Source organism: Pseudomonas sp. LBUM1643 (genome assembly GCF_059716215.1).
Map to the genome: position 1 here is coordinate 5,709,072 of NZ_CP166813.1, position 12,304 is coordinate 5,721,375.

Here is a 12,304-nt window from a genome sequence, read left to right on the forward strand (position 1 = left end):
AGCGCTCTCCCTTATAAGCACAAAAGCCAAGGAGAAATCACCATGCGTTACGCTCACCCCGGTACTGAAGGCGCTATCGTTTCGTTTAAAAGCAAATACGGTAACTACATCGGCGGCGAGTTCGTCGCGCCTGTCAAAGGTCAGTACTTCACCAATACTTCGCCAGTCAATGGCCAGCCCATTGCCGAATTCCCACGCTCCACGGCCGAAGACATCGACAAAGCCCTGGATGCTGCCCACGCCGCCGCCGACGCCTGGGGCAGCACTTCTGCCCAGGCACGCTCGCTGGTGCTGCTGAAGATTGCCGACCGTATCGAGCAGAACCTGGAACTGCTGGCGATCACCGAATCCTGGGACAACGGCAAAGCCGTTCGCGAAACCCTGAATGCCGACATCCCGCTGGCTGCCGACCACTTCCGCTACTTCGCCGGTTGCATCCGCGCTCAGGAAGGCAGCGCCGCCGAGATTGATGGCAACACCGTGGCCTATCACATTCATGAACCGCTGGGCGTGGTCGGTCAGATCATCCCGTGGAACTTCCCGATCCTGATGGCGGCCTGGAAACTCGCTCCGGCGCTGGCCGCCGGTAACTGCGTGGTGCTCAAGCCTGCCGAGCAAACGCCGCTGGGCATCACCGTGCTGATGGAACTGATCGGCGACCTGCTGCCGCCGGGAGTGCTCAACGTGGTGCAAGGCTATGGCAAAGAGGCCGGCGAGGCGCTGGCCACCAGCAAGCGCATTGCCAAGATTGCGTTCACAGGGTCCACTCCGGTGGGCTCGCACATCATGAAATGCGCCGCCGAGAACATCATCCCGTCCACCGTGGAGCTGGGTGGCAAGTCGCCGAACATCTTCTTCGCCGACATCATGCAAGCTGAAGAAACCTTCATCGAGAAAGCCGCTGAAGGCTTGGTGCTGGCGTTCTTCAACCAGGGCGAAGTCTGCACCTGCCCTTCCCGCGCACTCGTGCAAGAGTCGATCTACGACGACTTCATGAAAGTGGTGATGAAGAAGGTCCTGTCGATCAAACGTGGCGACCCGCTGGACACCGACACCATGGTCGGCGCCCAGGCGTCCGAGCAGCAATTCGACAAAATCCTTTCGTACCTGGAAATCGCCAAGGGCGAAGGCGCCGAGCTGCTGACGGGCGGCAAGGTCGAGAAACTCGAGGGCAATCTGTCGACCGGGTATTACATCCAGCCGACCCTGCTCAAGGGCACCAACAAAATGCGCGTGTTCCAGGAAGAAATCTTTGGCCCGGTGGTGAGCATCACCACCTTCAAGGACGAAGCTGAAGCCCTGGCCATCGCCAATGACACCGAGTTCGGCCTGGGTGCCGGTCTCTGGACCCGCGACATCAACCGCGCCTACCGCATGGGCCGCGCCATCAAGGCCGGTCGCGTCTGGACCAACTGCTATCACCTGTACCCGGCGCACGCCGCGTTCGGTGGTTACAAGAAGTCCGGCGTCGGTCGTGAAACCCACAAAATGATGCTCGATCACTATCAGCAGACCAAAAACCTGCTGGTGAGCTACGACATCAATCCGCTGGGTTTCTTCTAAAACCGTTCTCGAGCAAGCACCAATCCCTGTGGGAGCGGGCTTGCTCGCGAAGGCGGTCGATCATGCAACATCAATGTGCATAGCAGACCGCAATCGCGAGCCAGTTCGCGCCTGCAAGGGAGCCTTCGCCCTACCCGGCAACTTGGCCGGCCAAAACAATAAAAACAGGTGAACTCTTATGCCCAGCGAACCTACGCCCGCTTCGGCGACTGGCTCCTCTGTCGACTTCGAAAAAGTCGGCTCCGAGTATTTCCAGCAACGTGAATTGAAAAAAGGTGCAGCAGGCTGGGTCCTGCTGGTGGGCCTGGGGGTGGCCTATGTCATCTCCGGCGACTACGCGGGGTGGAACTTCGGCCTGGCCCAAGGTGGCTGGGGCGGGATGTTTCTTGCCACGTTGCTGATGGCGACCATGTACTTGTGCATGTGTTTTTCCCTCGCTGAATTGTCCTCCATGATTCCCACTGCGGGTGGCGGCTACGGTTTTGCCCGGAGTGCCTTCGGCCCCTGGGGCGGATTCCTGACCGGGACGGCGATCCTGATCGAGTACGCCATCGCCCCGGCAGCGATTGCCGTGTTTATCGGCGCCTACTGCGAGTCGTTGTTCGGCATCGGTGGCTGGATGATCTATCTGGCCTTCTACATCATCTTTATCGGCATCCACATATTCGGTGTCGGCGAAGCGCTGAAACTGATGTTCGTCATTACCGCCGTTGCCGCCCTGGCACTGGGGGTTTTCCTGGTGTCGATGGTGCCGCACTTCAGCGTCGCCAACCTGCTGGACATCCCGGTTACCGAGGCCAAGGGCGCGAGCAGCTTCCTGCCGTTTGGCTATGTCGGCGTGTGGGCAGCCATTCCTTACGCGATCTGGTTCTTCCTGGCGGTCGAAGGCGTTCCATTGGCAGCAGAAGAAACCAAAAACCCGAAACGCGACCTGCCTCGCGGCCTGATCGGCGCCATGCTGGTGCTGGTGAGCTTTGCGCTGCTGATTCTGGTGATCGGGCCCGGTGCGGCTGGCGCCAATGCCCTGCTGACATCCGGTAATCCGCTGGTTGAAGCATTGAGCAAAGCCTATGGCGGCTCGACCTGGATGGGCAGCTTCGTCAACCTTGTGGGTCTGGCGGGCCTGATCGCCAGTTTCTTCTCGATCATTTACGCCTACTCACGGCAGATCTTCGCCTTGTCCCGCGCCGGCTACCTGCCGCGCAAACTGTCGGAAACCAACAAAAGCAAGGCGCCGGTGCTGGCGTTGATCATTCCCGGGATTATCGGTTTCGGCTTGTCGCTGACCGGTCAGGGCGACTTGCTGATCCTGGTGGCCGTGTTCGGCGCAACCATCTCCTACGTCCTGATGATGGCCGCGCACATTACGCTGCGTATTCGTCGCCCCAAAATGGATCGGCCATACCGCACACCGGGCGGCATCTTCACTTCTGGTGTAGCGTTGGTATTGGCGTGCATCGCTGTCGTGGCAGGATTTCTGGTGGATCCGCGGGTGGTGATTGGTGCAGCGGTCATCTATGGAGTGTTAATTGCTTACTTCGCTTTCTACAGTCGGCATCACTTGGTAGCAGGCACGCCCGAGGAAGAGTTCGCGGCGATTCAGGCCGCTGAAAAAGCCTTGCACTAACAGCCGCAAATCACGGCGCAGGCCTGGTCTGCGCCGTCACGGAGAATCTGTATGGCTAGTTTTGCTCACACTGTCGGCAACCAGACCTATCGCTTCGAGAGCCTCAAGGACGTCATGGCCAAGGCCAGCCCTGCGCGGTCCGGGGATTTCCTGGCAGGCGTCGCCGCCCTCAACGATGGTGAACGGGTGGCCGCGCAGATGGCCCTTGCTGATATACCGCTGAGTCATTTCCTGCAGGAAGCGCTGATTCCTTACGAGGACGATGAAGTCACCCGCCTGATCATCGACACCCACGACAAACAGGCTTTCGCCGGAGTCAGCCACCTGACCGTCGGCGGTTTTCGCGACTGGCTTCTCAGCGATGCCGCTGACGAGCAAAGCCTGCGCGCGCTCGCCCCCGGCCTGACCCCGGAAATGGTGGCCGCCGTTTCAAAGATCATGCGCGTGCAGGATCTGGTGCTGGTGGCGCAGAAAATCCGCGTGGTGACCAAGTTTCGCGGCACGATGGGCCTGCGCGGCCGCTTATCCACCCGTTTGCAGCCCAACCACCCCACCGATGAACCCGCCGGCATCGCCGCGAGCATTCTTGACGGTCTGTTGTACGGCAACGGCGATGCAATGATCGGAATCAACCCGGCCACCGACAGCATCGCCTCGATCTGCGCGATGCTGGAAATGCTCGATGCCATTATCCAGCGCTACGACATTCCTACTCAGGCTTGCGTGCTGACTCACGTCACTACGTCCATCGAAGCCGTGAACCGCGGGGTGCCACTGGACCTGGTGTTCCAGTCGATCGCGGGCACTGAAGCGGCCAACGCCAGTTTTGGCATCAACCTGAACGTACTCCAGGAAGGCTACGACGCGGGTTTGAGCCTGAATCGCGGCACACTGGGCCAGAACCTGATGTATTTCGAGACGGGCCAGGGCAGCGCCTTGTCCGCCAACGCCCATCACGGCATTGATCAACAGACCTGCGAAACCCGAGCCTACGCCGTCGCACGACATTTCAAACCGTTTCTGGTGAATACCGTCGTAGGATTTATCGGTCCGGAATACCTCTACAACGGTAAACAGATCATCCGCGCCGGCCTTGAAGACCACTTCTGCGGCAAGCTGCTGGGTGTGCCCATGGGTTGCGACATCTGCTACACCAATCACGCCGAAGCGGACCAGGACGACATGGACACCCTGCTGACGCTGCTTGGCGTGGCCGGGATCAACTTCATCATGGGCATCCCCGGCTCCGACGACATCATGCTCAACTACCAGACCACCTCGTTCCATGACGCGCTCTATGCGCGGCAAACCCTGGGTTTGAAACCGGCGCCGGAGTTCGAGCAATGGCTGGCCAAAATGGGCATCTTCACCCAGGCGGATGGCAAGGTTCAGTTTGGCAACAGCCTGCCGCCGGCATTCCGCCAGGCCCTGGCGCAACTGGGATGAGTGTTGATATGGATAAACCACCCGTTGACCCGCAAAACCCTTGGTTGGAGCTGCGCCGACTGACACCGGCGCGAATTGCCCTCGGTCGAACCGGCACCAGCATGCCCACCGGTGCGCAGCTGGACTTCCAGTTTGCCCACGCCCAGGCTCGAGATGCCGTACACCTGCCGTTCGATCATGCAGGTCTTGGCGCTCAGCTGGCCGAACGCGGGCGTGAGAGCGTGCTGCTGCACAGCGCAGCCACTGATCGCAACAGCTATTTGCAGCGTCCGGATCTGGGTAGAAAGCTCAGTGACGAGTCGGCACAGACGCTGCGAGATTACGCGCAAGCCCATCCCGGCGGCGTGGATCTGGCGATTATCGTCGCCGACGGGTTATCGGCACTGGCGGTTCATCGCCACACGATGCCCTTTCTGGAGCGCATGGAAGAGCAGATCACGGCTGAAGGCTGGTCCGTGTCGCCGGTGATCCTGGTTGAACAGGGCCGCGTGGCCGTCGCCGACGAGATCGGCGAGCGACTGGGCGCAAAAATGGTCGTCATCCTGATCGGCGAACGCCCCGGGCTCAGCTCGCCAGACAGCCTGGGGCTGTATTTCACCTACAACCCAAAGATCGGCCTGACGGATGCCTATCGCAACTGCATTTCCAATGTCCGGCTGGAAGGATTGAGCTATGGAATGGCGGCGCACCGTCTGCTGTATCTGATGCGTGAGGCCTGCCGACGGCAGCTGTCAGGGGTGAATTTGAAGGACGAAGCCCAAGTGCAGACGCTGGAAACAGAACCAGGCGTGGAGATGAAAAGTAACTTCCTGCTGAGCCCGCCCGAAGCCTGAACCGTTTCCGCATTGCGTTTGAATGCGGATTTCAGGCAGGATCGACGCACGGCTGCCCGAGTGAGAACCGTTCGCCGTCAGAGCACGTGAAGACAGCCACTTGAAGACGAGACCTATCGATGCGGATTATTCAAGCGACCCTCGAACACCTGGACCTGCTGACCCCGTTGTTCGTCAAATATCGGGAGTTTTATGGTTCCCTGCCGTATCCGGACTCGTCCCGGGCCTTCCTTGAAAAACGCCTGCGCCGCAAGGAGTCGGTGATCTACCTGGCACTGTCCGATGACGACAACAACCGGCTGATGGGTTTTTGCCAGCTGTACCCGAGTTTTTCATCGCTTTCACTCAAACGCGTGTGGATCCTCAACGACATCTACGTCGCCGAAGATGCCCGCCGCCAACTGGTCGCCGACAACCTAATTCGCACTGCGAAGAAAATGGCCAAGGACACCAATGCCGTGCGTATGCGCGTGTCCACCAGCAGCGACAACGAAGTCGCGCAAAAAACCTACGAATCGATCGGATTCAAGGAAGACACCGAGTTCAAGAACTACGTACTGCCGATCAGCGACGAGCTTTAAGCCTCACAGCCTTCAGGAGCAAAGCTTGCACGCGATAGCGGTTTCTCATTAAGCGCATCTGCTGCTGACACACCGCTATCGCGAGCAAGCTTTGCTCCTGCAAAAAAAAGAAACCGCACCGTCCGTCTCCGCGACATCCCCCGCTACAAACTCGACGCGCTTTTCAGTTGTCTGTCCGTATAATGCCGACCTTTCCGGCTTGTAAGAAAAACTACACCCGTCTGTAGCCTTTCGCGAAGTCATCCGCACAGGCCTGCAGAGTCGGGCCGTCACCACAGGTGCTTTCCATGGATTTCAACCCGCTTGACCTCATCTTGCATCTCGATGTTTACCTCGACATGCTGGTCACCAATTACGGGCCATGGATCTACGCCATTCTGTTTCTGGTGATTTTCTGCGAGACCGGACTGGTGGTGATGCCTTTCCTGCCAGGTGATTCCCTGCTGTTTATTGCGGGCGCCGTAGCGGCGGGCGGTGGCATGGATCCGGTGCTGCTGGGCGGGCTGTTGATGCTGGCCGCGATACTCGGCGACAGTACCAACTACGTGATCGGACGAACGGCCGGAGAACGCTTGTTCAGCAACCCCAATTCGAAAATCTTCCGCCGTGACTACCTGCAACAAACCCACGACTTCTACGACAAGCACGGCGGCAAAACCGTGACCCTGGCGCGCTTCCTGCCGATCATTCGGACCTTTGCACCGTTCGTCGCCGGTGTTGCAAGAATGCCTTACCCGCGCTTCTTCGGTTTCAGCGTCCTCGGCACGATCCTCTGGGTCGGCGGCCTGGTAACCCTCGGTTACTTCTTCGGCAACGTACCGTTCATCAAGACCAACCTGTCGCTGCTGGTCGTCGGCATCATTCTCCTGTCGTTGGTGCCCATGATCATCGGTGTGGCACGCAGTCGCTTTGGCAGTTCGAACTCAAAAGCCCAACCGCGCTGATCGTCGATGTGGTCCCTTAGCGCCTGGCGTCGCCAGCGCATCCTGGCCAGACACCCGATTGCCGACGACATGTGGCAACGGGTGCGTCACCACCTGAGTTTTCTCGACGGAATTACCGTTGCCCAAGACCAGTGGTTGCGTGAAGCCAGCGTACTGTTCCTCGAAGACAAACACCTGACCGCCCTGCCCGGCGTGGAACTGCACCAGGAACAACGCCTGTTGCTGGCGGCTCAGGCGCAATTGCCACTACTGAACCTGGGCGATTTGAACTGGTATCAGGGTTTCCACGAAATCGTGCTCTACCCCGACGACTTTCTCAGCCCCCAGCGTCATCGCGATGCCAGCGGCGTCGAACACGAGTGGGATGGCGAGCACAGCGGCGAAGCCTGGCAGCAAGGCCCGATCATCCTTGCCTGGCCCGGCGTAATGGCCAGCGGCGGTTGGGAGGGCTATAACCTGGTCATTCACGAGCTGGCGCACAAGCTGGACATGCTCAACGGTGACGCTAACGGCCTGCCACCTCTGCATGCCGACATGCGGGTCAGTGACTGGGCGAAGGTCATGCAGGACGCCTACGACGATCTCGATCAGCAACTGGAGCGTAATCCCGACGCCGAAACCGCCATTGATCCGTACGCAGCGGAAAACCCGGCAGAGTTCTTCGCCGTCACCAGCGAATACTTTTTCAGCGCCCCGGATTTGCTGCACGAGGCTTATCCACAGGTCTACGAGCAGTTGAAGCGTTTCTATCGGCAGGATCCTTTGGACAGGCTGCGGCAACTTCAGGCCAATGACCCGGTCTATCAGGCACACGACTAAGGTCTCTACGACCCTGTCGCGCATGGCATCGGCGGCGGAATATGCCTATAATCGCCGCCACTTTTTGGTCAATCCGGCCAAGTGTTTTTGGTCAACTAACGGGGGCACCGCCCAATGAGCTACAGCAAGATTCCGGCTGGCAAAGACCTGCCGAACGACATCTACGTCGCGATCGAGATTCCGGCCAACCACGCGCCGATCAAATACGAAATCGACAAAGACAGCGATTGCCTGTTCGTTGACCGTTTCATGGCCACCCCGATGTTCTACCCGGCCAACTACGGTTTCATCCCGAACACCCTGGCTGACGACGGTGATCCCCTCGACGTTCTGGTTGTGACCCCTTACCCGGTTGCTCCAGGCTCGGTCATCCGCGCTCGTCCAGTCGGCATCCTGAACATGACCGACGACGGCGGCGGCGATGCCAAAGTCATCGCAGTACCCCATGACAAGCTGTCTCAGCTGTACGTGGACGTGAAGGAATACACTGATCTGCCACCGCTGCTGCTGGAACAGATCAAGCACTTCTTCGAGAACTACAAAGATCTCGAGAAAGGCAAATGGGTGAAGATCGAAGGTTGGGGCGACGCAGAAGCTGCCCGCGCCGAGATCATGAAGTCGGTTGCAGCCTACAAAGGCTGAGAAGCTCCAGGCTTCTAGCAACAGGCATCAAGAAAAACCCCGGTTGATCCGGGGTTTTTTGTAGACGCCTATAAATCACCATAAACGTTTCGTTTAACTCGCATCCGTTTTGGTTTTTTCTTGTTTAATTTCCCTACATTACGTCTTACATCCGGTCGTAAAATTCCCTCGATATTTGAACGGCTCGTTGATTCAAAGCCTTGCCCCGCGACATTAGACTCGCGTTTATGAAAAAGAATAAAACCTGCGGTAAACGATTCAAGGTTCTCCTCAAAGAGGCAAAAATCTCGACGACGGCATTTGCCGATTTCTTGAACATCCAACAGGCTCAAAACGTTCACAACTGGTACACCCGCGGTGTGCCCGAATATCGAATGGAAGAAGTCGCCAGAATTCTTTCCGTTAAAAGCGAATGGCTGAAAACCGGCGAAGGTCAAAAAGACGCCAAAGAACTGCGACTGACCGACGAATCCGGCAACGCCCTGGACGCCCAAGCGATCCGCGGCTCGTACCGGGTTATCGAGCCAACCGATGTCGAACTGCATTTCTATAAAGAAGCCCCCGTCACACCCGGCGCCACTAAAACCCATGTCATCAAAGATCCAGACCAAACCATCCGCCTGCCCCGCAGCGATCTCGACTCCCTGGAAATCAAGCACATCGACGCCATCTGCGTTCGCATGACAGGCAACAGCATGGCCGAAAAAATTGACGACGGCTCCATCGTCGCCATAGACCGGGGACTGACGCAAATTATCGATGGCGAGATTTACGCAATAGAACATGACGGCATGCTGTTGATCCGCTACCTGTATCGGGTACCGGGCAATGCGATACGCATGCGCAGCCACAACTACAACCGATACCCGGACGAAGTTTTTCGCCCACCGCAAATTGATGAGCAAAACATACGCGTCATAGGCTGGGTGTTCTGGTGGTCGACCCTGAACAAACGACGACCGCCTATTCCATTTTTGTGAATATGTCCTGAAGCAGCTGGCGCAGCCTGGGTCCAGCTGCACAGCAGTCGCAAAAGCATCCACCGCAATCGCAACAAGCGCACATCAAGCTGGGATTTCCGTAAAAAAATCAGTATGCTGCGCCCCACATTTGCGCATCGACCCTCCCAGAGGCTCAGATCGCACCGACCAGGCAGATGATTTTCTCGCCGAGTCCCACAGCCGGACGCAAGATCCGGGTGTACGTTTTGAAGGCTGGCGCGGTTTACCAAAAATGAATCAAGCCAGTCCCCGAGAAGCCGGCCACAAGCCGGCTTTTTAATGCCTGAAAACCAGCCTAAACCAAAGCATCTGCGATTCAATCCGTGAAACAAGGTTAACGACCGGGATTACGCCGCGCCTGTCAGGTGCACAGGCGTCGGCAGAAATACTGCCAGGGCTGTCCCCTCATCACGGATAACTAAACCCCTTCACCAACGTCAATTCCCCCACCGCCCGCATCGGCACCAGAAACGTCTCCATCTTTTCGTTCGGCGTCCCCTCCTCCGTTATCACCGTGACCTGCGCCGTCGTCAGCGGCTGAACCGCGTCTTCCTGCCCGTCTTCATCACTGCGATAACCGCCCCCGAAGTAGTTCACATACACCAGGTACTGCCCCTTGATCGGTGCAGGCATGGCGAAGATTTCCGGTCCGTAGCCGGTGGTGACGTCGACATCGAGTGCGGCGCCGTTGGGGGCGACGCGGTCGCCGTACCAGATGTGTGCGCCGTCGGGGGTGATCAGGTGCAGATCCAGGTCGGTGTTGTCGCTGTCCCACGCCAGCAGCACCCGCAATTTGGCCGGGGTGGCGCCGCCGCTGCTGTTGAGGAATTGCGTGCGACGCCGTTGCTGGCCGTCCGGACTGCGGACCTCGACGCTGTTGCTGCCGTTGGGGAATGAGAACGGGCGATCAAAGCGGCCGGCGTCATCGATTTTCAAAGGCATGCTGACGCCGTTGACGATCAGCCGTCCCGGCTCGGCGGACTTGGGCGTGGTTTTGATCTGCCCGGTGATGCGTGCCGTGTTGGCCTGGCCTGCCGGGGTGTTGACCGATGATGCGGGGTAATTGACAGTCTGGCGGAAGTTTTCACCTTCCCCCTCGACGGCGCCGGTGCGCCATCCACCGACGGGAGTGTCGAGTTTGACGGCGTTGTCGGCGGCGAAGGCCGTGGGGCCAACGCAGAAGGAGCAGAGGAACAGGAAGACCTGTGGATAACGGAGTTTCATGGCCTATTCCAGCAAGAGGTGGCGGGCGAGCCCTTCGATGTAGGTTTCATCCTGGCCGTTGGGATGTGCTTCGAAGGCCAGGTGCAAGTATTCGTGGGTCAGGTCGAGTCGATCCTGCAGCGACAGCACGCCACGCACGTAGATGCGCTGGCGTTCGCGGTCGACGTAGGGTCGGCCAAATGCGAGGCGGCACACCGCGAAGGTGCTGACCTCGTTGTAGCCGATTTCGCCTTCAAGACGTGGGCGCCAGCCGCGGCGCTGGTTTTGCAGCCAGTCCTGTGCGGCGGGCAACGCTTCGCAGGAGGCGACGGGATTGTCCCAGCGGCTCAGGCTCGCACGCGGGTAAGCGTGCAGCAGGATGGCGTCGTAGCGTTGGCCGGCATTGGCTTGTTCGACGGCTTGCTGCCAGGAGAGTTTGTCGGGGCCAGGTGCGTCGGAATGGTAGGTGACGGTGCTGCCCGCGAGCACCAGGTCACTGGTCCACGCCGCGATGGCGCGGGATTCAAGGGTGGCCGGGCGTGGGGCGACGCGTTGACGACTGCTGCTGTCGTCGATATTCAGGCAGTCGCCGTTGCGCGTGGCGTTTTGCAGCAGGTAGGTTCGGATCGCGACAGCGAGTGCCTTGGCGGCTTCAGCGGGTTCGGGCGTGGCTTCTCGCTGGAGGACGCGGGCGACGTATTCTTCGCGGTCCACACGGGCGACCAATTGGTTGTTCATCAAAAACAGTTCGCCATCGCTGTGAATATCAAGCTGATTACCGTTGCTGAATTCGACGCGATAATCACCCTGCAGCGCCCCGGAAGAAACCTCCCGATCCCCCACCAGTACACGCTTGATCGGATAGCGTGAAAACAGCCCGACCTCGACGCATCGTCCCGCCTCTGCTGGCCAACCCACCGGCAGCACCGAAGCCAACGCCGCACTGTAATGCTTCAAAACCATCTGGCTGGTGCCACGACCACCGGCCCAGATCGGCGTGCCATCCGCCGTCCAACCAGCAAACCCGCCCTGACGCGACGCAGGGTCCTGATCCCCCAACCAGCTCCAGGTTTTCGCCCGCAACCGGCTGCCGAGTTCCCCCACGACGTTGCCGTCAGCGGCGTTCAACACCACGTCCAGCAGCACCCGCCGCGCTTGATCCTGCGCCGGCATCACGGCCAGTACTTTCAGCAACTCAGCCACGGAGACTCGCGTGGAAGGCTGCAACGAGGGCAAGTTCAGCAACCATTCCGGCGCCTGTCGCGCTTGCCAATACGTGCGCCAATCCGCGCCGACGATACCCAACCGCGTCGGCTCAAAATACAAGCCGCACGACTTCACCAGCGCCTGATCGCGGTCGATCTTTCCACCGGCAGTGCAGCAGTAAACTTCTTCCTTCGACTGCCCGCGGCACTCGTACGCAGATTCCCGCGCACCAGTGTTCACCAGCCAGCCATAGACAAACAGCTTCCACACACTGCCCAACGGCGTTTGCAGATCAGCAGGCAACGGCTCGCGTGCGATCACCTGAGTCCGGTTCAAAGACAGCAATTCCCCGTTGAAGGCCAGGCGCAGTGGCTCGTCCTGCGCCGTTGCCAACGCAGAGATCAAGACCATCAGCCACCCGACCAGAACCCGGGGCATA

11 protein-coding genes are annotated in these 12,304 nt (G+C 59.1%); 9 read left to right on the forward strand and 2 right to left on the reverse strand.

The window, feature by feature from the left end:
* Positions 1-42: 42 nt before the first annotated feature.
* From exaC to ACA063_RS25850, 9 genes are all read left to right on the forward strand, one after another.
* The gene (gene exaC, locus ACA063_RS25810) at positions 43-1,563 is read left to right on the forward strand and encodes an acetaldehyde dehydrogenase ExaC (RefSeq protein WP_497663863.1); all 1,521 of its coding nucleotides are present in this window, start codon (positions 43-45) and stop codon (positions 1,561-1,563) included.
* A 178-nt stretch (positions 1,564-1,741) separates the two neighbouring features.
* The gene (eat, locus tag ACA063_RS25815; RefSeq protein WP_497663864.1) at positions 1,742-3,190 is read left to right on the forward strand and encodes an ethanolamine permease; all 1,449 of its coding nucleotides are present in this window, start codon (positions 1,742-1,744) and stop codon (positions 3,188-3,190) included.
* A 51-nt stretch (positions 3,191-3,241) separates the two neighbouring features.
* Positions 3,242-4,636 carry an ethanolamine ammonia-lyase subunit EutB gene (locus tag ACA063_RS25820; RefSeq protein WP_497663865.1) on the forward strand — a complete coding sequence of 465 codons (1,395 nt, stop codon included), beginning with the start codon at positions 3,242-3,244 and terminating at the stop codon, positions 4,634-4,636.
* The gene (gene eutC / locus ACA063_RS25825) at positions 4,633-5,469 is read left to right on the forward strand and encodes an ethanolamine ammonia-lyase subunit EutC (RefSeq protein WP_497663866.1); all 837 of its coding nucleotides are present in this window, start codon (positions 4,633-4,635) and stop codon (positions 5,467-5,469) included. Before ACA063_RS25820 ends, eutC begins: the two co-directional genes overlap by 4 nt.
* Positions 5,470-5,588: 119 nt before the next feature.
* Complete coding sequence (locus tag ACA063_RS25830; protein WP_497663867.1) at positions 5,589-6,050, forward strand: GNAT family N-acetyltransferase; 462 nt, start codon at positions 5,589-5,591, stop codon at positions 6,048-6,050.
* A 287-nt stretch (positions 6,051-6,337) separates the two neighbouring features.
* Positions 6,338-6,994, forward strand: a complete 657-nt coding sequence (locus tag ACA063_RS25835; RefSeq protein WP_497663868.1) for a DedA family protein — start codon at positions 6,338-6,340, stop codon at positions 6,992-6,994.
* 6 nt (positions 6,995-7,000) lie between these two features.
* Positions 7,001-7,813: a M90 family metallopeptidase gene (locus ACA063_RS25840; protein ID WP_497663869.1), complete on the forward strand. Its 813-nt coding sequence runs from the start codon at positions 7,001-7,003 to the stop codon at positions 7,811-7,813.
* Between the two features lie 114 nt (positions 7,814-7,927).
* Complete coding sequence (gene ppa, locus ACA063_RS25845; RefSeq protein ID WP_162439598.1) at positions 7,928-8,455, forward strand: inorganic diphosphatase; 528 nt, start codon at positions 7,928-7,930, stop codon at positions 8,453-8,455.
* A gap of 227 nt (positions 8,456-8,682) precedes the next feature.
* Positions 8,683-9,435, forward strand: a complete 753-nt coding sequence (locus ACA063_RS25850) for a S24 family peptidase (protein ID WP_497663870.1) — start codon at positions 8,683-8,685, stop codon at positions 9,433-9,435.
* Between the two features lie 429 nt (positions 9,436-9,864).
* Here the strand turns inward: ACA063_RS25850 and ACA063_RS25855 are convergent, their stop codons facing one another.
* A complete protein-coding gene (locus ACA063_RS25855) occupies positions 9,865-10,680 on the reverse strand; it encodes a YfaP family protein (protein ID WP_497663871.1) in 816 nt (271 codons plus the stop codon).
* Positions 10,681-10,683: 3 nt separating this feature from the next.
* Positions 10,684-12,303, reverse strand: a complete 1,620-nt coding sequence (locus ACA063_RS25860) for a DUF2300 domain-containing protein (protein WP_497663872.1) — start codon at positions 12,301-12,303, stop codon at positions 10,684-10,686.
* Position 12,304 lies beyond the last annotated feature (1 nt).